Origin of the sequence: Methylogaea oryzae (assembly GCF_019669985.1) — a bacterium.
GTDB lineage: Bacteria > Pseudomonadota > Gammaproteobacteria > Methylococcales > Methylococcaceae > Methylogaea > Methylogaea oryzae.
Window position 1 is genome coordinate 2,557,464 of record NZ_AP019782.1, and the last position, 24,549, is coordinate 2,582,012.

The 24,549-nt window shown below is 62.9% G+C and carries 19 protein-coding genes; 17 read left to right on the forward strand and 2 right to left on the reverse strand.

Going from position 1 to position 24,549, the window contains the following annotated elements:
* The 17 genes from K5607_RS11185 to K5607_RS11265 all read left to right on the forward strand — a co-directional run bounded on the left by K5607_RS11185 (window position 1) and on the right by K5607_RS11265 (window position 23,688).
* The gene (locus K5607_RS11185; RefSeq protein WP_054773806.1) at window positions 1-699 is read left to right on the forward strand and encodes a WbqC family protein; all 699 of its coding nucleotides are present in this window, start codon (window positions 1-3) and stop codon (window positions 697-699) included.
* A complete protein-coding gene (locus K5607_RS11190; protein ID WP_221047046.1) occupies window positions 696-1,679 on the forward strand; it encodes a hypothetical protein in 984 nt (327 codons plus the stop codon). The genes K5607_RS11185 and K5607_RS11190 overlap by 4 nt, the downstream gene beginning before the upstream one ends.
* Window positions 1,680-1,688: 9 nt before the next feature.
* Window positions 1,689-2,450 carry a class I SAM-dependent methyltransferase gene (locus tag K5607_RS11195; RefSeq protein ID WP_221047047.1) on the forward strand — a complete coding sequence of 254 codons (762 nt, stop codon included), beginning with the start codon at window positions 1,689-1,691 and terminating at the stop codon, window positions 2,448-2,450.
* Window positions 2,447-3,190 (forward strand): class I SAM-dependent methyltransferase, encoded by a 744-nt coding sequence (locus K5607_RS11200; RefSeq protein ID WP_054773163.1) that lies wholly within the window; start codon window positions 2,447-2,449, stop codon window positions 3,188-3,190. The genes K5607_RS11195 and K5607_RS11200 overlap by 4 nt, the downstream gene beginning before the upstream one ends.
* Entirely contained in the window at window positions 3,187-3,633 is a 447-nt protein-coding gene (locus tag K5607_RS11205; RefSeq protein WP_082411425.1) for a flavodoxin domain-containing protein, read from the forward strand. Before K5607_RS11200 ends, K5607_RS11205 begins: the two co-directional genes overlap by 4 nt.
* A complete protein-coding gene (locus K5607_RS11210; RefSeq protein ID WP_054773165.1) occupies window positions 3,633-4,697 on the forward strand; it encodes a leucine-rich repeat domain-containing protein in 1,065 nt (354 codons plus the stop codon). The genes K5607_RS11205 and K5607_RS11210 overlap by 1 nt, the downstream gene beginning before the upstream one ends.
* Window positions 4,690-5,793 (forward strand): class I SAM-dependent methyltransferase, encoded by a 1,104-nt coding sequence (locus tag K5607_RS11215; protein WP_221047048.1) that lies wholly within the window; start codon window positions 4,690-4,692, stop codon window positions 5,791-5,793. The genes K5607_RS11210 and K5607_RS11215 overlap by 8 nt, the downstream gene beginning before the upstream one ends.
* Before the next feature lie 21 nt (window positions 5,794-5,814).
* Window positions 5,815-7,407 carry a glycosyltransferase gene (locus tag K5607_RS11220; RefSeq protein ID WP_054773168.1) on the forward strand — a complete coding sequence of 531 codons (1,593 nt, stop codon included), beginning with the start codon at window positions 5,815-5,817 and terminating at the stop codon, window positions 7,405-7,407.
* A gap of 241 nt (window positions 7,408-7,648) precedes the next feature.
* Complete coding sequence (locus K5607_RS11225; protein ID WP_221047049.1) at window positions 7,649-8,119, forward strand: hypothetical protein; 471 nt, start codon at window positions 7,649-7,651, stop codon at window positions 8,117-8,119.
* Window positions 8,116-9,618: an AMP-binding protein gene (locus K5607_RS11230; RefSeq protein WP_221047050.1), complete on the forward strand. Its 1,503-nt coding sequence runs from the start codon at window positions 8,116-8,118 to the stop codon at window positions 9,616-9,618. The genes K5607_RS11225 and K5607_RS11230 overlap by 4 nt, the downstream gene beginning before the upstream one ends.
* The gene (locus tag K5607_RS11235) at window positions 9,615-10,682 is read left to right on the forward strand and encodes an AAC(3) family N-acetyltransferase (RefSeq protein WP_054773172.1); all 1,068 of its coding nucleotides are present in this window, start codon (window positions 9,615-9,617) and stop codon (window positions 10,680-10,682) included. Before K5607_RS11230 ends, K5607_RS11235 begins: the two co-directional genes overlap by 4 nt.
* A 452-nt stretch (window positions 10,683-11,134) precedes the next feature.
* The gene (locus K5607_RS11240) at window positions 11,135-11,677 is read left to right on the forward strand and encodes a GNAT family N-acetyltransferase (RefSeq protein ID WP_054773173.1); all 543 of its coding nucleotides are present in this window, start codon (window positions 11,135-11,137) and stop codon (window positions 11,675-11,677) included.
* Window positions 11,678-11,960: 283 nt separating this feature from the next.
* Window positions 11,961-12,773, forward strand: coding sequence for a class I SAM-dependent methyltransferase (locus tag K5607_RS11245; protein WP_054773174.1), 813 nt, complete (start codon window positions 11,961-11,963; stop codon window positions 12,771-12,773).
* 61 nt (window positions 12,774-12,834) lie between these two features.
* The gene (locus tag K5607_RS11250; RefSeq protein WP_221047051.1) at window positions 12,835-18,546 is read left to right on the forward strand and encodes a glycosyltransferase; all 5,712 of its coding nucleotides are present in this window, start codon (window positions 12,835-12,837) and stop codon (window positions 18,544-18,546) included.
* 54 nt (window positions 18,547-18,600) lie between these two features.
* Complete coding sequence (locus K5607_RS11255) at window positions 18,601-21,108, forward strand: rhamnan synthesis F family protein (protein WP_221047052.1); 2,508 nt, start codon at window positions 18,601-18,603, stop codon at window positions 21,106-21,108.
* The gene (locus tag K5607_RS11260; RefSeq protein WP_221047053.1) at window positions 21,105-21,914 is read left to right on the forward strand and encodes a glycosyltransferase; all 810 of its coding nucleotides are present in this window, start codon (window positions 21,105-21,107) and stop codon (window positions 21,912-21,914) included. The genes K5607_RS11255 and K5607_RS11260 overlap by 4 nt, the downstream gene beginning before the upstream one ends.
* Entirely contained in the window at window positions 21,907-23,688 is a 1,782-nt protein-coding gene (locus K5607_RS11265) for an O-linked N-acetylglucosamine transferase, SPINDLY family protein (RefSeq protein ID WP_082411410.1), read from the forward strand. Before K5607_RS11260 ends, K5607_RS11265 begins: the two co-directional genes overlap by 8 nt.
* Before the next feature lie 70 nt (window positions 23,689-23,758).
* Here the strand turns inward: K5607_RS11265 and fliT are convergent, their stop codons facing one another.
* Both fliT and fliS read right to left on the reverse strand, forming a co-directional pair.
* Entirely contained in the window at window positions 23,759-24,100 is a 342-nt protein-coding gene (gene fliT / locus K5607_RS11270) for a flagellar protein FliT (protein WP_162232320.1), read from the reverse strand.
* A gap of 21 nt (window positions 24,101-24,121) precedes the next feature.
* Complete coding sequence (fliS, locus tag K5607_RS11275) at window positions 24,122-24,532, reverse strand: flagellar export chaperone FliS (RefSeq protein WP_082411408.1); 411 nt, start codon at window positions 24,530-24,532, stop codon at window positions 24,122-24,124.
* Window positions 24,533-24,549 lie beyond the last annotated feature (17 nt).

Genomic DNA, 24,549 nt, shown 5'->3' on the forward strand with positions numbered 1-24,549 from the left:
ATGAAACTGGCCGTCATGCAGCCCTATTTGTTCCCCTACCTGGGCTACTTTCAGCTGGTGGCGGCGGTGGACAAATTCGTGTTCTACGACGATGTGAATTTCATCAAGAACGGCTGGATCAACCGCAACCGGCTGATCCTGGCCGGGCAAGTTCGCTACTTCACCGTCCCCTTGGCGGGCGCCAGCGCCTTCCAGCCCATCAACCAGGTAGTAGTGCAGCCGGACGGCGTTTGGCGCCGGAAGATCGCCGCGTCCCTTAAGCAGTCCTACGCCAAAGCGCCCAGTTTCGAGCCGATTTACGACCTGGCCTGCGGGATTTTGTTTTCCGCCGAGCGCCATATCGGCCAGCTGGCGCAAAACAGCGTCAAGGCGGTGGCCGACTATCTGGGACTGGCGACGCAATTCGCCGCTTCGACCGATGCCTACCACAACACCAAGCTGCGCGGCGCAGCGCGCGTGCTGGACATCTGCCGGCAGGAAGGCGCCGAGGACTACTACAACCTGCCCGGCGGCACGGCGTTGTACGACCCGGCGCTGTTCGAGCAACGCAGCATCCGCCTGCATTTTCTGCAACCGGAGCTCAAGCCCTACCGGCAATTCGCCGATGCATTCCATCCCGCCCTCTCCATTTTGGACGTGCTGATGTTCCATGACAGACTAGCCGCCCGGGAACTGCTGCGAACGGAGGCCCGGCCGTGACCGGCGACGCCATCGGCGGCTATTTCCCGCTGGAATTGCCCCTCGCCCGACGGCAGCGGCACCCAGGCGCGCTGCGCTATCAATCGGCCCGTGCCGCTTTCCTGGCCCTGCTGCGGCAAGGGCGCCCTGCGCGGGTGTGGCTGCCCTGGTACCTCTGCGACAGCATGGTGGAGCCGCTGCGGATGGCGGGCGTCGAATGCGCCCGTTATGCCATCGGCGCCGACCTGGCGCCGGCCGGCCCCATTCCGCTGGGAGCCGGCGACTGGCTGCTCTACGTCAACTACTTCGGCCTGTGCGACGGCCAAGTCGACAGGCTCTTGGCCAGTTACCCTGCCGGCCAAGTGGTGGTGGACAATTCCCAGGCGTTTTACTCCGCGCCCCGGCCTTGCCTGGCGACGATTTACTCGCCGCGTAAATTTTTCGGTGTGCCGGACGGCGGTTATCTAGTCACCGAATTGGCTTTAGTCCCCCCAGCGGAACAGGACGGCGACTCCATCGACCGATGCTGCCATTTGTTGCAGCGCCTGGCATTCGACGCCGAAAGCGGCTACGCCCAATTCGCCGCCGCCGAGCAAAGCCTGGCCGGCCTTCCGCCCAAGCGCATGTCGTCGCTCACCGAAAAACTGCTGAACGCCATCGACTACGAGGCGGCCGGGAGCCGCCGCCGCGAGAATTTCGCCTTTTTGCAGCAACGCCTGGGCAACGCCAACCGCTTGCCCCTGGCGCCGCAGCCGGACGCTGAGCCCCTGTGCTACCCTTTTTTGCCGGAAAGCCCCATAAGGCGCGGCGCTTTGCAGGCCCGTCGCCTGTATGTTCCCCAGTATTGGCCGGAATTGCTGGCCGAAAATATCCCCATCCCCCCGTTCGAACGCGGCCTGGCCGACGGACTGATTCCGCTCCCCGTCGACCAGCGTTACGGCAGCGCGGAAATGACCGAACTCTTGCAGCGGCTGGCCGACGCCGCAGCCGCTTCGATATAAGGAATCCCCATGACCATCGACCGCCAGACGGCGCTGTCCCAGGAAAAGCAGTTCCTCGACCAGGTCTATACGGCTTACGCGCTGGACGACTCGCCGCAGACCAAGGCCATGCGCGAACTCGTGGTGCGCACCGTCGCGCCTTACCTAAAGGGCGGCGCGGGCCTGGAACTGGGCTGCTCCGACGGCTACATGACGGCGTTGCTGGCGCAACGGCTGGAAAGACTCGACGTGGTGGACGGCTCGCGCCATTTCATCGAGGCGGCGCGCCAACGCAACCTGCCTAACGTGGGCTACCACCACAGCCTGTTCGAGGAATACGCGCCGGACTTCCGCTACGACTACGTTTTCGCCAGCTTCGTGCTGGAGCACGTGCTGGATCCGCAACCGGTGCTGGCCATGGCCCGCGCCGTGCTGAAGGAGGACGGCCTGCTGTTCGTGGTGGTGCCCAACGCCCGCGCCCTATCCCGCCAGCTGGCCCTGCACATGGGGCTGATCGCCGACCTGAAAGCCCTCACCGACAACGACCTGAAGCACGGCCACCGCCGCGTTTACGACCGGGTTTTCCTCAACCGCGACCTGGACGGCGCCGGTTTCCAAACCATCGCCCAAGGCGGCCTGATGCTGAAAATCCTCGCCGACTTCCAACTGGACCGGCTCATCGGCGACGGCACGCTGCAGCAGGCCCATATCGACGGCCTCTACCGGCTGGGCTTGGAATACCCGGACTTGTGCGGCGCGCTGTATTCCGTCTGCCGGCCGCGTGATCCATGAACGGGCCATTGGAACAGCAGGCGTTTCTGGAACGCATCAGCCAAAGCTACCGGCGCGAATCGCCCCAGGACGACATCGTGCGCCGCCAGTGCGTGCAGACGTTCGAGCCCTGGCTGGACGCTACGCAAAGCGGCCTGGAAATCGGCTGCTCCGACGGCCAAATGAGCGAGCTGCTGGCCCAGCGCCTCAACACGCTGGACGTGGTGGAGGCCAGCGCAACGTTCCTGCAAGCCCTGGAGCGGCGCGGGCTGGACAACGTCACAGCGCACCACGGCCTCATCGAGCAGTTCCGCCCTACCCGCCGCTACCAGCGCATTTTCGCCACCTGGGTGCTGACCCACCTCCCCGATCCCACGCAGGTTCTGACGCGCCTCAAAGACCTGCTGGCGCCGGACGGCCTGCTGTTCGTCGTCGTGCCCAATGCCCGCTCCCTGTCGCGCCAGCTGGCCCTGCACATGGGCCTGGTCGGCGACCTGTACGAATTGACGGAAAACGACCGCAACCACGGCCACCGGCGCGCATACGACCGCGCACGCCTGGACCGTGAAACCCGGGCGTGCGGCTACGACACCGTCGCCCAGGGCGGCTTGATGCTGAAAATCCTCGCCGACTACCAGATGGACCAGCTCTATCGGGACGGGATGCTCAACGGCGACCACGTGGAGGGCTTTCGCCGGCTCGGGCTGGAATACCCGGACCTGTCCTCGGCCATTTATTCCGTCTGCCGGGTGCGGCCATGACGGCACGGGCGGCGGTTTTGTATGGCTCCAGCCGGGGCAACACCCGCAAGGTGGTGGCACGCCTGCCCGAACAGCTGCACTTTGCCGTCGACGTGCTGGACGTGGCGGAGCGTCCGGAACCGGCTGCCCTCGCGCCTTATTCGGTGCTGTTGTTTTTCGCCTCCACCTGGGGCGACGGCGAACTGCAAAAAGACATGGAAGCCTTCCTGGCCGGTCGCGCCTTGTCACTGCAAGGCAAGCGCTACGCCATTTGCGAGCTGGGCAATTACTACGGTTACGACGACTACGAATTCGGCGCCATGCGCATCATCCGCCATCACCTGGAAGCGGCCGGCGGGCAAGAATTGATCGAGCCGTTCTCCATGGACAGCCTGCCGCGCAAGGACTGGGACGGCCTGGCGCGCTGGTGCGCCCTGCTCAACGCCGCCATGGAGCCGCGCTGATGGCGGACCTGGACCTCATCCGCCAACTGCGCCGCCTGGTGGGGCGGGATTTCCGCTACGACCTGGAAGGGGAAACCGTCGTCGGGCTGTACCTGACCGACGAGGACTACGTGTTCCAGGGACTGATCCGCCACCACACGCGGCAGGAAAAACAGGCGATCCTGGCGCTGATCGCCCGCCTGGAATCCTTGCGCACGCTCGATTTGCGGCGCTGCATGGTGTTCGAGACGCCGGCGGCCCTGGGCGAACTGACGGCGCTGAAGCATCTGGACCTGGGCTCCAACTTCCTCGGCGCCGTGCCCGATTGGATCGCCGCTATCGCCGATCTGGAATACCTCAACCTGGGGGTGAACGAGCTGGAGTCCCTGCCGGATTTCCTCGCCCGGTTCGTCAACCTGCGCGCCCTGCTGGTGCACAAGAACCGGCTGGCCGATTTGCCCGAGGGACTGGCCGCCATGACCGGCCTGGAGTACCTCAATCTGTATCTCAACCGCTTCCACGCCATCCCATCCCTAGTGTGGGACTTTTCCGCCCTGCGCTCGCTCACCTGGGGGGTATCCGGCCTGAGGCGATTGCCGGAGGACATCGCGCGCTTGCAGCAGCTGGAATATTTTTCCTGCGTCGCCAACCGCCTCGAAACGCTGCCGGAATCCTTCACCACCTTGAACAGGCTGCGCGCCACCCGTTTGCACAAAAACCACCTGCGCTGTTTGCCGGCAACCATCGGCGACTTGTCCAGCCTGGAACAGATCACCCTCTACGCCAACGAGCTGGAGGAACTGCCCGATTCTTTCGCCCGATTGTACGGCCTGCAAAAGCTCAACCTGTCGTGGAACCGCTTCGCCGCCGTACCGCCGCAAATCCGCAGGCTGCCCAAGCTCGCTTGGCTGGCGTATTATGACAACCCGTCCACGCTCGCCGCGGCGGACTTCGCCCACGTCCCCACGGTCATCGCCCAACGGCCCTTGAATTCCCGCACGCCCAGCCAGCCCGCCAAAGACGACAAATTCGGCCCGGATTTGCGCTTCTTTGCTCCCGGCGCCATCGACAACCCCCATGCCTGACGCCAGCCACAACGATGCGGTGCTGATTTTTCCCGCCGGCATGCCGCGCGCCCTGGAATTCCTCGGCCAGTGCCGGCGGCAGGGACGCAAAGCCCTTGGCGCGTCCTCCCTGGCCTACGACCCGGCGCGGCAACGCTACGACCGCTGGCTGACCCTGCCCTACGTCACCGCTGCCGATTTCGACGCAGCCCTGCGCCGGGCCGTGGCCGAACACGGCGTAACCGGCATCTACACGCCCCACGTCGTGGTGTGGGACTATCTCAACCGGCGCTTGGCCGACATCGCCCCCGGCGTCGCCCTGCTCAACGCCTCGCCCCTGGACGAGGAACTGGCGGCGTACCGGACCGCGCTGGATGCCGCTCCCGCGTTCCTCAGCCAACCGCTGCCGCTGGCGTCTTCGCTGCCGGCCCAGCCGCCGCAGCCGGAAGCGGAAATCGCCGCGCTGCTGCGCCACTTCGCCGCCATCCCCGGCATGTGCGACCTGGACAAGCTGAAAGCCCTCTACGAAATCGCCCGCCGCTGCCCGCAGGGCGATGTGGTGGAGATCGGCAGCTGGTGGGGCAAATCCGCCTTCGCCCTGTTGTGGCTGGCGCAGCGCTATGCCATCGGCAAATTGCTGTGCGTCGATCCCTGGGAAAACGCCCAACTGCTGCAACACGATGCCGACCCGCTGGTGGACCGCCTTGCCGCCGACCGGCTGGACGCCGACGAGGCCCTGCGCATCTTCCAGATCAATCTGCTGCCCTACAGCCGCAACGACTGCAACTACTTACGCATGGGCTCCCTAGAGGCTGCCGCCCACTATGGACGCCAACCGACGGTGCAAACGCCCGGTTTCGGCACAACGGCGTACCAAGGCGGGATCGCCCTGCTGCACATCGACGGCAACCACGCCTACGACAGCGTCAAGGCCGATATCGAAGCTTGGAGCGTACACATGGCCGACGGCGGCTGGATCGTCGTCGACGACTACCGCTGGCCCTTCGGCGACGGCCCCCGGCGGGCCGGCGACGAGTTCCTGCAAACCCACCGAGCGACTATCCGCGCCGCCTTCGTCGCGGGCGGAGCGCTTTATCTGCAACGGGCCGCCCACTAGGGCCGCTGAACCTAACCCCCTATGACCGCTTTCGACCCCCTTTTGAACGACATCGCCGCCGGTGCAACACCGGATAGCGGGCAGCTCCTGCCGTTTCTCGCCGCCGCGGAGTTGCAACAACGCCTGGTGTGCAATGTGGGCGTCGCCGATGCCTATTTGCGCAGCGGCCGGCTCAGCGAAGCCAAACCCTACGTCGACCGCGCCTGGCGCTTGTCGAATTTTTCCGAGGAGTTGCTCGACATTCACGTGGCGATACACGCGGCGTTGGGCGATATCGAGGAAGTGCAGGAGGCCTACAAAAAAGTCGCCATGGCCCACGCCAAGGCCGGCCGCGTCGATGCCGCGCTGGCGATGTTCAACCGCTGGCAGTACGCCTACGCCCAGCACGGCGGCATCGACCGTTACCACTACGACTTCGAAGTGACGGCCGCCATCCAGGCCATGGCGCAGCCCTTCCGCCTGCCGCCGGCCGCAAGCACGCCCCCGGCCGGCGGCAAGCCGAGAATCGCCTATCTATTGTTCGGCGCGACCCAGTTCAATTCGGTCATCGTCAAACTGGCCAAGACCTTTGCCCGATACCACGACCACGCAGCCTTCGACATCGCCTTTTTCATTCCGGAAACCTACGAGGAACTGCGCGCCTCGCCCCAAGGGCTCGATACCGTCGCGGCGCTGCGGGGCTGCGGCTGCCAAGTGACGGCGGCTCCCAGTTCCTCCTCCTTGCGGGAAAGCCTGATCGGCCTTGCCCGGGAAATCCACGGCTACCAGGCCGCGCTGCTGGTGACCCAAGCGGTGTTGGCGGATTTTCGCCACTACTTCGTGCGCTGCCTGCACCCGGCGGAAAAAACGCTGGGCTTCGTCTACGGCGCCCTGCCGCAATACGCCCCGCCCGACCTGGACTGGGCCATCGCCGCCAACCTCCACCCGCTGCTAGACACGCCGGTGAATTGCTCCCTGGTGCCGGGCGAGGTCGAGCTGCCCCGCGCGGAACTGATAACCCCCTTGTCGCGCCGCGAGCTGGGCCTGCCGGAGGACGCGGTGGTCATAGTCAGCGGCGGGCGCCACGTGAAATTCAACTCCGCCGATTACTGGAGCGTCCTCCAGCATCTGGCGCAGCGACATGAGAACTGCCGTTTCCTGCTGATCGGCCTCACCGTCGATCAACTGCCGGAAGCGTTGGCGTCCATCGCCGCGGCCCTGGCCGACCGCGTCGTGTTCCTGCCGTGGCGAGAAGACTACCTGTCCGCCGTCGCCGCCGCCGACATCGCGCTGGACACCTTCCCCTCCGGCGGCGGCGTCACGCTGCTGGACGCCATGGCCTTGGGATTGCCGACGGTGTCCTTGCGCAACGACTTTTCCCGCCCTTACGACCAGCGCCACTGGTCCTTGGGCACGGAACTCCTGCCGGATGAAGACCTGCTGGCCAACCACGGCGACCTGGGGAGCGTTTGCGACGCCGTATCGCGCTTGGTCGAAAACGCGGCCTTGCGCGCAGCCAAGGGCGAACGCTGCCAAGCCCATGCCCGGGAAAAATTCGGCCATCCCGAACGCATGGTGGCCGGAGCCGAAGCCGTATACCGGCGCCTCATCGGCTGCGATCCCGTCCCCCATTAGCCTCCCGCCATTCCCAACTCGACGGGAAGCCGGCAGCCGCGCCCGACACAAGCGCCCAGCCGTTATCCAGGAGAAAGTGTTCACGAAACGCGGCTCCGGCGGCGGCGAACCCACGCTTCATCCGCGCACCACCGTGCTCCTGTGCTACGCTAGATCATAGGTTGTAGAATCGGTCCAATAACCAACAAGATCAGCCTTCACCGAAAACAACAGCCGCTCGCTGCTGGCGGCCGGAGCGGACATGATCGAGCTTTCCGTGGATGCCCTCGACGAAACCACTGTTGGCGTGGTGAGCGGGGGGCCCAATTGGGAGCGTTTGCTGCGCGACGCGCGGCGCCTACTGAATATGCGCAACCGCATGAGTAGCGCGTCCAAATTCGCCGCATCCGGCGCCGGCCAGCACGGGGGAGACATCGACGCGGTGAGGCGCTACTGGCGCAAGGAAATCGGCGTGGACAACTTTATCGAGCGCGAATGCTCTACTTGGAGCGGCGACACCAGCCCGGACGCCTCCCGCTGCGCCGAGCCGCCGTCCTGTCGGGTCGCGGACATGGCCACCTCCCCATTCATTTTCGAGCGACTCGTCGGCAACCGCGGCGATTCCCGCGGAACTCAAGACACCCTAGCCGGCATCGAGGCGCGGGGCCTGCCGCTCCAGCACCAGCCGTGGGCCGACCACAACGCTCCGGCCCAACGCGAGCCACGCCAATGATCGTCGACGAACTCCCTCTGAAAAACGCCGACGTAAACGCTTTCTACCGGCGCCTGAAACTATCCCTGGAGCGAGGCTCCGCCACCGCCTATCGCCACTACGCCGAGCGCCGCAGCTACGACGAGCTGCTGCAGCTGGTACGCCGCGTCGTGCAAGTATTGCAGCCCCATCGGCGGCGGCGAGTGCTGGTTTACAGCGGCAAGGAGCCGGCCGCCTACGGCGCGATCTACGGCATTTTGCTCAGCGGCAACGTTTGGGTTCCCATGGCTCCGGACCAGGCGGAGGGCCGCAATCGGGACATCCTGGAACAAACCGAAGCCGCCCTGCTGTTCACCGGCGAACCCTTGCCCGAGGCGCTGGCGGCAGCCGCCGCCGAACGGGGCGTGCAGGTCGTTCCGTTCGACAGCTTGCCGCCGGCGGACTCAGCCGGCGACTTCGATTTGCCCGATTTCCAGCCGGACGACGAAGCCTACGTCATGTTTACCTCGGGCTCCGCCGGCAGGCCCGCCGGCGTACCCATAACGCACGCCAACTACACCAATTTCATACTGGCCGTCCTGGACATTCTGCCGTTCAAGGACAACGAGGTATTCGCCGACTACCACGACTTCACCTTCGACATTTCCATCTTCAACTTGTTTTGCTGTCCCCTAATGGGGGGATGTTTCGTGCCGACCATCGGCATGGGGGACAAGGTGCTCCCTCTACGCCTCATCCAGGAACACCGCGTCACCGTGTGGTCGTCAGCGCCGTCGGTCATCGCCCGCATCGCCCAGGCGGAGGCGGACGAGCCGGTTCCGTCCTCCATCCGCATCGCCTTGCTGTGCGGGGAACCTTTAAGCCTGGACGTGTTGCGCTACTGCCAAACCAACATGGCCATTCCCCATGTGTTCAACTTCTACGGCTTGACGGAAACCGGCGTGGAGAATTTTTTCCACGAATGCCGCAGCGACGACGTGCGCCGCTACCAAGCCTACGGCTATGTGCCCATCGGCTGGCCCCTGCCCGGCAACGGCATCCGGGTGACGGAAAACAAGGAACTGCTGCTGTCGGGCGTGCAATTGACGCCGGGCTACCTGGACGGCGCCGGCCAGGACCGTTTCGAAATCATCGACGGCCAGCGCTGGTTCCATACCGGCGACGTTCTGGAACACCACCAAGGAGTGTGGTTCTGCAAAGGACGGCTGGACTCCCAGATCAAGCTCAACGGTTACCGCATCGAGCTGATGGACATCGAAGTCAATCTCAAGCGCCAACCGGGCGTGGCGGAAGCCGTCTGTTTCGTCGAGGAAGCCGGCGATCGCAAGCGGCTGGCCGCGGTGCTCCAGCCGGCCGACGCGGAAACGGTGCTGGATCTGAACCTCATCCGCCGCGAAATCGCCAAGAGCCTACCCAGTTACATGATCCCGGCGCGGATGGAAATCGTCGAACAACTGCCTTACAACGCCAACGGAAAAATCGACCGCCGCCAAGTGAGCGAGAGGCACGCCAGCGCATGAAATTGGATATAGACGCCGTGCTGCGCCGGTTGCTGGCGGAGGTACTCGGCTTGCCCGCCGGCAGCGCCTTGCCCGCGGCCCCATCCATGCGGGACATGGTGGAATGGGACAGTTTTACACACATCGGCTTACTGCAGGCGGTGGAAGAAACGTTCGGCCTGCGCATCGCCGCCGAGGACATCGACCGCACCCTGTCACTGGCCGATCTGGCCGGCTTGATCGCCCGTCACTGGGACGCGATGAAGCCGATGGAAAACAGAATGACGGTGCCGAAGCTGGAAGGCTTATGGGAATCCCTATGGCATGGCGTCACCTTGCCGGAAAACGCGGCGATCTATGTCCACTCCCGCAGTAGCGGCCTGTTACGGGTTTTCCCCCAAGACCTGGGCGCTCTCATGACAAAACTGCGCGGCGAGGCCAACGCGCGCACCGTCGTGTTTCCCGCCTTCCCGTTCGCCGACCACGGTTACGCCGATTACCTGCGGAAACGTCCGCCCTTCAGCGTCGCCGACACGCCGCCGCGCACTGGGCTACTGACCGCCTTGGCCATGGACTTACCCGGCGCTGTCCGCTCGGCCCACCCGCTGCTGTCCGAAATCGCCGTCGGCCCGCTGGCGGACCACATCGTCGCAGCGGCCCATTTAGCGCCCGAACCGTTCCATGCCGACTCGCCGCTGCGAAGGCTGTTGCAACAGGACGCCTACGTCGTGGGATTAGGCGTCGACATCGGCACCAACGCCTTTATCCATTACGCCGACGACCAAGTGCGCGACCGTTTGCCCTTCCCCATTTACCAGGAAAAACCGCTGGAATTCGACCTGGAACTGGCCACCGGCGCCCATGAGCGCCGCGCCTTTATCGCCTACTCGCCCCAGGCGCTCAAACGCATCAAGCCGCAGGAGCTGCGGCCTTATTTCCATGGCTGGCCGGACATCCTGAGCGAAACGAGCCGCGACGGCGTACCGTTTTATCGCCTACGGCTGGCCCCGTTCCTCCAGCGCTGCATCGACCTTGCGCAACAGCATCTTGACCGGGGACAACTTCCGCCTTGGTATCCCCAATAGCGGCCGGCTCCGTGTCAATCGATCATGCACCGGTCCGAAGCGGGGACGTTCGCGGTATGGGAAAAGCCGCAGCGAGAAAGAGGGTCGCAGGATCTCGGGAACGGCCCGCCGAGAACGCGGCCTCGCCCCGTCTCGACCGGTGCTTGGTAAAATTCCTCGCCGGGTTACCGGGGCGAACGAAACGCGTCGCGAAACTCGCCATGGCCGACCGACTACCATCCGGTTTCATCGAACAACCTAAGTACGGTTTCTTCCTCCCCCCGATCAAACAATGCCGGACAGCTTGCGCGATGGGATCGACTCCTTCCCGTTTCCGACACGCCGGCAAGCGCTGGATTGACTCAAGCCCACAGGGGAAAACATCCATTACCGGAACGGCATTGCTCGATACCCTCATCTGCCCACGCCGGTGGGAACCGACCATATTCCAAATTTATGCTGGGAGCACCACTTTGAAATCAACCGAAGCCGTTATCCTGTTGCCCATGGGCGAGGCCCATTTGTCCGCCACCTACCGTTGGCTGACCGAGTCGCCCGCCTTGCGCGCCCAAGTGGACTGCATAGCGCCCCCCACGCCGGAAGGGAACGAGGCATGCTGGCGCAATCGCTGGGGGCAAACTAACCGGGAGGACTACGCCATCCAGCTCGCCGGTGTGGGGCATGTGGGCAATTGCGGTTTGATCGGCATCGATACGGTTCGCGGTAAAGCCGAATTATGGATCTACCTGGGGGAAGGCCACGGCCAAGGAGTGGGTACGGCGGCGATACGAAAACTCATGGCTCGGACGTTCGAAGAATTGCGGCTTCACCGGCTGCATCTCAAGGTAATGGCGGACAATATCGCCGCTCTGCGCCTATATCAGCGGCTGGGATTCGTCGCCGAAGGCCGATTACGCCACGACAGCCGCCGGACGGATGGTAGCTTTGTCGATGCGTTGCTATTTTCCATGTTGGCGGAAGAATATTTCTCCCGCCGGGACTCCCCACAGCCATAACGCCCCTGGCGCCGTGACCGCTGGGACATTTGCCGTAACGGGGTTTGTTCGACAAAATGCAGCATAGTGACCGGTGTGTTAGCGGCGTGGGCGGAAATTGTCCGCGGCTGGACACCGAATCCGCCGGGGACATGGCGCCGATGGGATCGATGCCGGCCGAGCGTAGATTCAGCGCGCCGCCTCGCCGAGGGAAAGCGACGCTGTCCCGCCCTTCTCCCGCCGCGGCAGCGAAAATGTTAAAAGTAAGCGCCCCTCCACCAACATTGTAAGGATCCTCCGACCCATGGGCATCACCAAAGGTTTTCTGGACTATCTCGGCAAACGCTGCAAACAGCACGGCATAACGGGATCCGTATTGACGTTCAGCCGCCTGGAAACCTATTTCGATTTCGACACCTTGATCGAAGTGGCGGTGCGCCACGGCCATCTGCCGGCACCGCTCGACGGCAATATCGACTTGCCGGACAGCCATCCCATGCTGGCGCTGCTCAATTCGGGCCAGCACCTGTCCCACCACGCGGAATTCCGCGACAAAGGCTATCCGTCGGACCAGGCGGTTTTTTACGCACTGGGATTCAGCGAGGCCGAATCCCTGGACGTGAGCGACGCGGAGGGCGCCAATTACCGCTACGATCTCAATCAGGATTGCATTTCCAGCGTTATCCCCAAGCAATACGACCTGGTAATCGAAGCGGGCACCATGGAGCACGTGTTCCACGTGCCCAACGTACTGAAAAACGCCTTCCACGCCACCAAAGTCGGCGGTTATATCCTGCACAGCAGCCCCGCCAATAATTTCTGCGACCACGGCTTTTACCAATTTTCGCCGACATTGTTTGTCGACTATTACGCCGCCAACGGCTTCGTGGTCGTCGAAGCGCTGTTGCTGCAGATCGCCTCCAACGAATCCCCGTGGTTCGTTTTGGATTACTCGCCCGGCGCCCTCGCCTCCACCCAATACGGCGGACTCGACGACAAGATGTACGGCGTCGTGTGCTTGGTGCGTAAGACCGCCCAATCCACCTGCGACAAAATCCCGCTGCAAGGCAGCTATCTCAACAACCCGGAATGGCGCCAAGGACTGGCCGGCGCTTGAGCCGGCGAACCGGCGCTCCACGCGGCAACCAGCGCCGCTCTCCCCCGAAAAATAGAATCCTATGAGCACCCTAGAGCAGGCCATACGCCATCATCAGCAAGGACAGCTTGAGCAAGCCGAGTCCATCTATCGGCAGTTGCTGCAAGCCGACGCCCACGATGGCGAAGCGACCCACCTGCTGGGCTTGGTCGAAGTGCAAAAGGGCAACCTGGAAATCGGGGAAAGCTTGCTGCAACGGGCCGTCAGCCTAGCCGCCGAGCAACCGCTGTACCGCTTCAACCACGCCCTGGTGCTGGCCGAAATGCGACAGTGGCCGGCGGCGTTGGCGGAACTGCGATCGGTGCTGGAAATCGCCCCCCATTATCCCGACGCCTATTTGCAGGCGGCGATGATGTGCCTGAATCTGGAAAACGTCGCCGACGCCCGCTGGCTGCTGGCCCTCGCGCTGGCCGACGCGCCCGGCGACGCCGCCGTTTGGCTGGCTTTAGCTCAAGCCCACGGCCAAGGAGGCAATATCTCCGCCGCCCTGGCCTGTTGCGAACAAGCCCGATCCCTGGAGCCCGAAGATGCGGGCATCTTGGCGCAACAAGAATCGCTGCGAAGCGCTGCTCCCGGCGCCGTGGCGCAACTGGTGCCGAACGGCGACGAAGCGGCGCTGGATATTGCGGTAGCCCGAATCCTGCGCGGCGACGAACTCGCTGCGAATGAGTTGCTCCCCCTGCTCTGCCAAGGACCGAAAGCCCTGCGGATCGATGCCAATTTCGCCCTGGCCGGCGCCTATTGCCGCAGACCGCAGGCCGATCTGGACAAAGCCAGCGTCCATATTCAACGGGCCTGGCTACTGTCCGGCTTCGCCGAACGCGTCTTTCCCCTCTACGTCGACATTCACCTCGCCCTGGGCAACTTGCCGCGCGTCCAAGAGGCCAACAAGCGCCTCGGCCTAGCCCATTTGGAAGCGGGACGCATCGCCAAAGGCTTGGCGCAGCTCCACCAAGCCCAGTACGCCTATCCCATCAACGCCCAGATCGATCGCGTCGAATTCGACTTCGACACGATCGACGCCGTAATCCGCAGCGCCGCACCGCTGCAGCTGCCGGCGCGCGCCATCGCGCCTCCGGAGGGACGACGCATCAAGGTTGGCTACCTGATGTTCGGCGTGACCCAGACCAACTCCGTCATCGTCAAAAACACCCTGGTCTTCGCCCGCCACCACGACCGCTCCCGCTTCGACGTGACGTTCTATATTCCAGAGTCGGAAAACGCGGTATTCAATTCGCCGCAGGGCGTCGGCATCCTCAACACGCTGAAGCAGTTCAACTGCCGGGCGGTGATGGCGCCTGACGCCGGCGACGACGCGGAAAGCCTGCACAGGCTGGCGCAACGGATACACAACGAAGGCGTGGACATTTTGATCGACGTGGCGGCGCTGGCCGATTACCAGCGCTTCTACCTTACCTGCCTCAAGCCGGCGCCGCTACTCGCGGGCACGCTGTGGGGACCGCCCCAGCAATTCACGCCTCCCACACTGGATTTTACGATCGCGGGCACTCGCCACCCTTCAATAGATGCGATGGCAGATTGCGAGCCGGTGGAAATCCATTTCACCCTGTCGGACGTAGCGACAGCGACTCCATATCCGCGACAAAAATTCGATATTCCCAAACAGGCCTTTTTGCTGGCCTCTTCCGGCCGCCACGTCAAATTCCAGGGCCGCGAATTTTGGCAAGCGATCATCGGCTGGCTGGCGGCAAACGACAACTTCCATTTTATCGCCATCGGCCTGGAGCAAAACCAAGCGCCAGCCGAAGCACAAACGGCTCCGGACGAGGTACGACAACGCATCCACTACACCGGCTGGCGCACCGACTGCCTGTCCCTCGTCGCCATGGCGGACACAGTGATCGACACCTACCCCACCGGGGGCGGCTACGCCTTGGCCGAGGCCATGGCCCTGGGCATCCCCACACTGCTGTTCAAAAACGATTACGAAGCCCCTTTCGATCCGGTTAACTGGTCCCCAATGGAGGAATACGTCGACATCCCCGAACTGCTGTTGGAAAGGGGGGACTTCGAGCATGCCGGACGCCTGATAGCGAAACTGGCGGCCGACGCCGACTACCGCCACCGGCTAGGCCAGCAATGCCGGGACACCATCCAAGCGCAAAGCGATCCAGCCACCCTCGTGCGGCAGTGCGAAGATATCTACCTGAGGCGGATAGCGGAACGCTCCCTTTCGCCGGACAACAGCGGCTTGCCTACCGCCATGCGCAGCAATCTCAGCTATTGGCAGCAGATCCAGGAAGACGATTACTTCGAGCACCACCCCTGCTACGGCGGCCTGCGCGCTTTCGACCAGGACGAGCAAATCGTCCAGAAATATCTGCCGCTGACCAGCGACATGGCCATGGTGGAAATCGGCTGCGGCTATGGCCGCGACGTGTTGCGCTTCTCGCCGCTGGTGAAACACGTCTACGGTATCGACGTCAGCCGTAAAATCCTGGATAAGGCGCTGAGCTTCCTGTCGGACCACGGCGTGCGCAACTTCACGCCGGTGCTCGCCGAAAACTGGGAACAGCACATTCCCGACGGCATCGACCTGGTGTGGAGCATCGTGGTGTTCCAGCACCTGACCAAGGACCTGGTGCGCAACTACATTTTCGGTCTGGCGAAAAAGCTGTCCGCCAAAGGCCGCTTCGTGTGCCAATTTTCCGACGACTCGGGCGGCACCTACGACGCCGATCTGCGCAAATACGAACCGTCGGTACGCTGGACACGGGAAGAAATCGAGGCGCTGGTCGCGGAAGCCGGCCTCACGTTGTTTAGCCTGGATAGCGAGCAGGCGACGCCCACCTGTCTGTGGCACTGGGCCTATTTCGGCAAGGAACCCGCGGCACAATCCGACACGCCCGCCGCACCGGCGTCCGTCGCCACGGCCCCGTCCGGCGCGGCGGCAAGCGAGCGAGCATCGAACGAACACCGCCCGACGTTCAGCGTGCTGGTGCCTACTTACAACCAAGCGCATTTCCTACCCACCGCCCTGGACAGCCTCATCGCCCAAACCTATGCCGATTGGGAGGCCGTAGTGGTCAACGACGGCTCCAGCGACGATACGGCACAAATCCTGGCCGATTACGCGGCGCGCGACCCGCGCTTCCGCGTCTTCAACAAACCCAACGGCGGGACCGCCTCGGCCTTGAACGAAGCGCTGCGGCACGCGCGGGGCGAATGGATCTGCTGGCTGTCCACGGACGACTATTTCGAAACCGACAAGCTCGCCGTCCATCACGCGGCATTCGGCCAATACCCCGGCATTCGGTTCTTCCATACCGGCTACAACGTCCAGGACGACTTCGAGGGCCGTAAATATCCCGCCCAGATCGATTTCAAGGAGCTGGTGCCGCACCCCGAGCTGCAACTGATCCGGCTGTTCGACCTCAATTACATCAACGGCATTTCCATCGCCGCCCACCGCAGCGTGTTCGACCAACTGGGAAACTTCACCCACCGCTACCGGCACGGACAAGACTTCGACATGTGGCTGCGCATCAGCGCCCACTACCCGACCGTTTACCTGGAGCGGAAAACCTGCACCACCCACGTCTACGCCGAACAGGCCACCCACCGTTCGATGATGACCGGCATCATCGACTCCGCCGTCGCTTGCCTGGAATTCATCAACGACAACGACTTCCCGGCCCTATTCCCGTTTTCCGACTTGTCGCGGGCGGAGGCGGCCCGCATGGCGGTCGAAGCCGTGTTCGTCTGCCTGCTGAAGCCGTCCAGCTACCTACGGCAGTGCGGCTTCGCCGTGCCCTTGGCGGAAATGCTGGCGGAGTGGTTGGCGCAAACCAACGACGCAGAACTCCAAGCCTATTGCCGCCGTCTGGTCGATGTCTACGTGGAGGAAAACCCCATCTGGCCGGTTCCCGCCAAATTGCGCACCGCCCTGCTGAATTTGCGCCAGCCACGGGCGGCCGCCTATCGGCGCCGGGATCCTCTACGGCTGCTCGAAGAGCACTGCCAGGACCTGGCCGACGGCGCCGACAGCGGCGATGCCGAAGCCCTGGCGCAATATTTGGCGGCCGAGAAAAAACGCGCGGCAGCCGGCCGCGATGCCCATCCCGCGCAAGCCGTCCCGGCACCGACCGATGCGGCGAGCCCTGGATTGCGTCCTGCGATGAACATACTGCTGGTGGTCCATAACTTCCTGCCGCGCAACTATGGCGGCGTGGAGGTCTACAGCTACCGCTTGGCGCAGCAACTGCGGAGCCTGGGCCACACGGTCAGCGTTTTCTACGGCCTCTACCAGCCGGGGCAAAACGCCCTGCGCTTGGAGGAATCCCACCTCGACGGCTTGCGGGTTTTCACCCTGGTGCACGGTTTTGCCGACGGCTTGGAGCTGCAAATCAGCCACGCCGACATCGAGTCCGCTTTTGCCCAGTTCCTGGCCGCCGAGGCGTTCGATGTCGTGCACTTCCAGCACTTGATGAATTTGCCCCTGCTATTGCTGCCGACGGCGAAAAATACCGGTTCCGCCGTCTGCGTCACCCTGCACGACTCCTATTTGCTGTGCCAGCGGCTCCATTGCCACATCCCCGGGGAACTCGCTGTCTGCAGCGGCCCGGAAAACGGCGCGAAATGCGCCCGTTGCCTCACTATCGGCAGCGACGCCCGCTACTCCGAAGAAGACTTGCAGCGGGTGGCGGAAGGCATCGAAATCCGCAACAAAGTGGCGCACAACCTGCTGTTGGAAACCGCCGACCTGATAACCGCGCCGTCCCAATTCATCGCCTCGCAGTTCATCCGCTACGGCGTACCGGCCGACCGCATCGCCGTGGCGCCGTTGGGCGTCGAACCGGTCGCGGGATCGCGCCGCGGAAACCTCCCCGACCGCACGATCGTTTTCGGCTACCTGGGCAGCATCCAGGAAGTCAAAAACCCCGTTTTGCTGGTGGAAGCCTTCAAAGACGTCGGCGGAAACGCCGCTTTACGGATTTACGGCGACGGGTCGGTGCACGACGTGGGCGCGCTCTTGGACGCCATCGGCGACGACGCGCGCATCAGTTACCACGGGCCTTATCGCCCCGGCCAACTGGGAGAAATCCTCTCGGCCATGGACGTGGTGGTGCAACCCTCTCTGGTGGAATCCTACGGCCTAGTGGTGCGGGAAGCCATGAGCGCCGGCGTGCCGGTCATCGCCTCCCGCGCCGGCGCCCTGCCGGAATCGGTAGATCACCTGCACAACGGCTTGTTGTTCGAATCGGGCAACGGCGCCGAACTACGCGCGTGGCTACAATATTGCGTGGATCAACCGGAACGGATCGAAGCGCTACGCCAAGGCATCGTTGCGCCCCTAACCATCGCCGGCGACGCGGCCCAGTGGGAACGACGCTATGGTGCCTTGCGGGAACGGCCGGCGGAACACGCCGCCGACGAACCGCAGGCCTGGGATTTCGACGCCGGCTTACCCGCCCTGCTGGCCCAGTCGCGGGAGCTGATCGACCAAGGCCGGTTCGAAGAAGCCATGGCGGCGCTGCAACCGGCCTTGCAAGCTTGCCCGGAGAACCCCGATATCCTGGTAATGCTGGCTCGCTTGGCGCTGGCGGCGGGCATGGCCGATGAAGCGCGCGAGTTTATGGAGGAAGCTGCCATGCAATCCATCGAAGGCACCCAGAAAGTCCACGAACTGGGTTCCGCCCTGTTGCACGAGGGACGCATGGAGGAAGCGAAACTCGTCCTGGATTTGCTCAAACAGCGCATGCAGCCCCGCTAATCGGTCCTTACCCCGCCCGCCCCTCAGCCCCCAGCCATTGGCGCCACTCAAGCAATGTCCAAGCCCCCCGACACCGCCGTCATCCTTCATCTCTATTACACCGAGCTGTGGGAAGAAATTCGCGAATATCTGAACAATCTCGATCGCTTCGATTTGTACGTGTCGGTGACGGATAAGGCCGATAAATCCGTGCTCGCCCGCATTACCCAAGCCTTTCCCCAGGCCCGCATCGTCAAAGTCGAAAACCGCGGACGGGATGTCGCGCCCTTCATGAGAATTTTTGCCGATATTTCATCCCGTTACGAATACGTCTGCAAAATCCACTCGAAGAAATCCACCCATTACAGCGGCGGCACGCGCTGGCGACAACGGCTCTACGACGAACTGCTGGGATCGAAGGCGCGGGTGGCCGAAATCAAGCAGGCTTTCGCCGCCGACGAAAGCCTGGGATTAGTCGGTCCGGCGGGATTCGCCTACACCGCCAACGACCACGCGCTCCCCTTGTACCAGGACATACTGGTCTATTTGGCCAGCGGCATCGGTTTGAACCTGACGAGCTTTTGTTATTCATTTTTTGCCGGCTCCATGTTCTGGTTTAGGGCGGCCGCGCTCGCGCCGCTGTTGCGGCTAGGCATCACCCAGGACATGTTCGAAGAGGAAAAAGGCCAAACGGACGCTACCCTGGCCCATGTCCTCGAGCGCTTTTTTCCCTTGGCCGCCCTCGCCGGCGGCTACCGAGCCATCGACACCGGCGAGTTCAGCCCGCTGCCGGAAGAGCCGGCAAACGCCGCGTCGAACGGGACTCCGCCGCCGGACCACGGCGCAATGGACGCGGCCATCGAACTGTTCCAGAAAGGCTTGTTGAGCGATGCTTACAACGCGTTCAGCGCAATTCCGGCCGGCTCGCCCGATCATCCCACCGCCTTGGCCTACCTGGGGCTCGTCGCCCTGGCGGCGCGATTTTTCGACGACGCCGAAGTATTGTTCGGCAATGCCATCGCCCAATCGCCCGATCCGGCGGCGATGCGGGAATTCATCGGTCGGCAGTGCCTCGAGCTAGGCCATACGGAAAAAGCGGAACACCACCTTGGCGCGGCCATCGCCGCGCAACCCAAACGCTTGAGCGCCCATTTGGCACTGTGCGAAGCGCTACGGCGGCAACATCGCCAAGAAGAAGCGCTGCAATCGCTACGCACCGCTTTCGGCGCCAAACACCCGGACATACAGGCCTGTTGCGCTGAACTGGCCCGCGACCTGGGCGATCTGGAGACCGAATACGCCATCTGCCGGGAGCAGGCGCGCTCAGCGGAGTTGCAGGGCCGCGCCCTGGAATTGATGGCTTGGCGCGACGACACCCGTGCGGCGGACCTGCTCAAGGAGGCCCGCCGCTTTGCCGCCAGCCACTACCCGGCGCCGAAAGCCGCCCTGCCGCTTGGGCGGCGCAAGCGCCTGCGCATCGGCTTCGTCATCGGCGAGCTGGCTTCCGATACGGCCCGTTCTCGCCTCGAGCCCTTGCTGCTACGGCTGGATCCCAAGAGATTCGACACGGTCGTCTTCGTCAAAAGCGCCCGGCTCGACGAGCGCAGCTATACCTCGGAAACCGCCCATCGCATGCATCTGATCGCCGACTATTGGCAGGTGTTGATACAACTCGACCCGGATAGCGCCGCCAAGGTGATCCGGGAATCGCAGACGGACATCCTCGTCAATCTGGAAGGTTATGCTTGCCCTTCGACCCTGGAAGCCCTGGTGAAACGGGCCGCGCCGATCCAAATCAACTGGAGCGCGCCCCCCTTGACCTGCGCCTTGGCCAACGTCGATTACATTGTCGGCGATCCGAGCATCGCCGCCGACGGCCAGCAAGAACCCGCCAATAACGAACCGAACCTGCTGTTGGCCTGGCCTTACGCCGCCTACGACTTGCCGGAAATCCGCCAAACCTTGCCGCAGCGCGGCCAAGCAAACGCGCCATTCACTTTCGGCTGCCTGGTGCCAATCCATTTCATGTCACCCCAAACCCTATCGGCTTGGCGCGACATTCTGGAGAAAAATCCCGGCACCCGATTGCTGCTTAACACCGGCGGCAGCGGCGCGGCGGCCCGCCGCCACGCGGAGCGCAAGCTGGCCGACGACGGTATCGCGCCGGAGCGCTTGTGCTGGGTGTCCGCCACCGATGGCCCCGGCTATTACGAAGGCTGGCGCCAAATTCACCTTGGCCTTTGCCCGTTGACGGGCGACAGCAGTTACATCGCGCTGCTCGGAGCAAGAATGGGCGTGCCGAGCGTCGCCGGCTCCGGCACCACGCCCTGGGGCGCAATCCCCGCGCTAACGCTGCAACGGTTGGGCTTGGAAGCATTCGTCGCGCCATCGGCGGAAAATTACGTCGAACTGGCGACCCGCTGGGCCGGCCAACGGGACAAGCTGAACACGCTCCGCGAAACGCTAGGTGAACGCGTTATGCAGTCGCCCCTTACCGATACCCAAGGTTTTGCCGAAGCTTTCGGCGCGGCGCTGGAAGCCATCTGGCTTAAAAAAGGCGGCAGCTTGGAGAACAGGGCATGAAGCCGACCTGGTCCGTAATTGTTTGCAGTATCGATGCCGGCAAATTTGCGCAGATCAGCCAATGTTACGAGCGACTGCTGGCGGAACGGCGATTCGAAATCATCGCCATCCACGACGCGAAATCCCTGTCCGAAGGCTACAACCGGGGCATCGCCGCCGCTCAAGGCGATATCGTGGTGTTTTCCCACGACGATATTCTGATACTGGATACGGAGTTCGCCGCCAAAGTGGAACGGCGACTGGACGGCGACTTCGACTTGCTCGGTTTCGCCGGCGGCACCCAATTGGAGGACGGCTATTGGTGGGCGGCGGGACCGGAGTATATGCGCGGCGCAGTCGCCCATGCGGTCGCCAAAGACCGGCATTTGTCGCTACACGTTTATGGCGCCACCGGCGCGAACGTGGAACCGGTCGTGATGCTCGACGGACTTTGCCTGATCGCCAACCGCAAGACGGTGGAGACGGTAGCCTTCGATGCCGAAACATTCGACGGTTTTCACCATTACGACGTTGACTTCAGCTGGTCGGCCCACTGCCGCGGCCTACGCCTGGGCGCCATGACCGATGTGCCCGTCATCCACATGTCCGGCGGCATATTCGGTTCCGATTGGAAGCATTACCGAGCGCGCTTCTGGGACAAATACGCGGATATATTGCCGTCCCCGCGCCCTTCGCCCATGCCGGAACCCCGCGCCACGGAAGCCCGCACGGCCATGTTCGAAAGCCCCTATTCCCTGCTCCAAGCGTGGCGGCCCGAATACTTGCGGCGAGCCACCATAGCCATGTTGCGATTACGCCATGAGTAAAAAAAAGCACCCGACACGGCCGCAAAAGCCAAACATCGCCGAGTCGTCGGCACAGGCTCAAGCGCTCTCCGCCCAGGGACGCTGGCAGGAAGCCTGCCGGGCATGGCGGAACGTGGTACGCCAGGATGGGCGCAACGCCGATGCGCAAGCCAATTACGGACTGGCGCTGGCCCATGCCGGCCAAACGGCGGAAGCGGTGGAGGCTTACGGCGCGGCGCTGCAACTAGGCTTACCCGAAGACGAGGTACTGGTGGGCTGGGGTATTGCTTTCGGCCTGCGGGAACAGTACGGCATCGCCCAGGAAAACTTTGAAAACGCCGTGGCGCGCAACCCGAGCAACCTGCGCGCCTGGAGCAATCTGGTGTTGGTCTATGTGCGTCTCGGACTAACGCAACGGGCGTTGGAAGCGGCCGAACACGTATTGGCCATCGATCCTGACGACGCCACCACTTTGAGCAGCCTGGGAACCCTGTGTAAGGACAGCGCATTACCGGATCAGGCGATTGCTTGGTTTCGCCGCGCCGTGGCAGTCAAACCCAACGATCTCACCGACCATTCCAACCTCATGTGGGCCATGCTGCATTCCGATACAGTATCGCCCGGGGACATCGTTGCCGAAGGCCGCCACTTCGAAAGCCGTGTTCTTCAACAAGCGGCCGCCGCTCCGCCCCGGCAGCCGCCGACGTCGACGTCGACGTCGACGAAGGACGGCAAGCTGCGCATCGGCTGGGTCAGCGGCGACTTACGGAACCATGCGGTCGGCCTATTCGTCATCCCGATGTTGGAACTGTTCGACGGCGAACGATTCGAATCGATCGTATATTCCAACAGCCACGTCCGCGACGAAATGTCCCAACGGGCGCAAGCCGCAGTCTCGCTCTGGCGAGATGTCGCCGATCTCGACGACGCCCAGTTGGCGGACGCCATACGCCGCGATCGCGTGGACATCCTGGTGGATTTGGCCGGGCACACGGCGGGGAATCGCCTAGCCGCCTTCGCGCGGAAGCCTGCGCCGATACAGGTCACTTGGCTGGGTTATCCCGGCACCAGCGGCCTTAGCGCAATGGACTACATTTTGGTTCCGCCAGACCCCGTGTTGACGTCCGGCAATTGGTGCGTTGAAACCCCGATCGCTTTGCCCGACTGCTATTGCGCACGCGATCCGTCGCAAATCCCGAATCGGTCGCTTCGCAACCAGAAGGACGCGGTAACTTTCGGCTGTTTGAACAACTTCTCCAAGGTCAGCCCGTCCGCGGTGGAAACCTGGGCCAATATTTTGGGCAAGGTCGCCGATTCGCGCCTCGTACTCGTAGCCATGGGCGGCAACGACCGGGAACTGGTTGAAGATATACGAAACCGCTTCGGCGCCTTTGGCATAGACAGCAACCGCATCATCATCCGCGGCAGAATGTCGCGAACGGATTACTTTTCCGCCTATAACGACATTGACTTGGCGCTGGATCCGTTTCCGTTCAACGGCGGGACCACCGGCGTCGATTCGCTATGCATGGGCACCCCCTTCGTAACGCTGGAAGGACAAGCGCTGCACTCCAGAATGGGCGCCAACTTATTGCGAGCAGTCGGCTTGCATAAGCTAATCGCCGCTACGCGGGAGGACTACGAGAAAAAAGCCGTTGCGCTTGCCGAAAACGGCGAGGCGCTAACACGACTTAAAAATGAGCTGAGGGAGAAAATGACCGACAACCCGCTGATGGAGGTGCGAAGGTTTGTCAGAGGACTTGAAGAAGTTTTCCAGCGTATGACGCCGACTTGACGTAAACAAGACGAGCGAACCCGACGCATCGAGCCACCTACCGGGGCCCCAAAATTGCAACTGGCGGGCGCTAAAGATTGTCGTTTTCGCTCGCCAAGTAGGCGGAGCGGGCAAGTTGCCCCAAAGCAAGCGCCACGGACTGTTGAGCTATCGATTGTTTTTTTTGCTTCACCAGCAGAAATATTTCCGCATCGGTTTCGCGTATCGATTCCGCCATTTCTCTAACTTTGGGGAAATCGGACTCAACCAACGGCAACGCAAAAACCGATTCGATAGCGCTTTGCCGCTCGGCAACCACTTCGGCCAATGCTTCCCATTGCCCGCTCTCCTCGCCCGACGCCAGCGCCAACGCTCGCGAACTGAGCTCAAGCACACGGCCAACCCGTTCGCTTAGTGCGCTTTCCTCTGCCACACGCACTGCCTCTGCTAGCTACTAGGCTGAAACACCGTTACGAAATTCTTCTGGAATAGATTCCCATCCGCTTTTGATTTCCCGCATCAGCCGGGAAACCTCATCCAGAATAGCTACGTCGTTCTTGATGTTGGCATCCAGCAAACGCTCGCCCATGTAAACATAAAGCGCCCGAAGATTACTGGCCAACTCCCCGCCTTTCTCCATGTCCAGGCAATCATCGAGCCCACCCACGATTGCGATCGCCTTGGTGATGCTCTCCCCTTTCAAGGCGATGTCACCCCGCTCGATCGCACCCTTGGCGGCGGCGACCCTCCCCAAAAAACCTTCCATGAGCATATGAATCAAGCGATGCGGGGACGCCTCCTGCACACTGGTCTGAACGTAAGCATCAGCGTATGGATTCGTTAAATTTCTAGACATAGCGTACATAATACCATTTCCTTAAG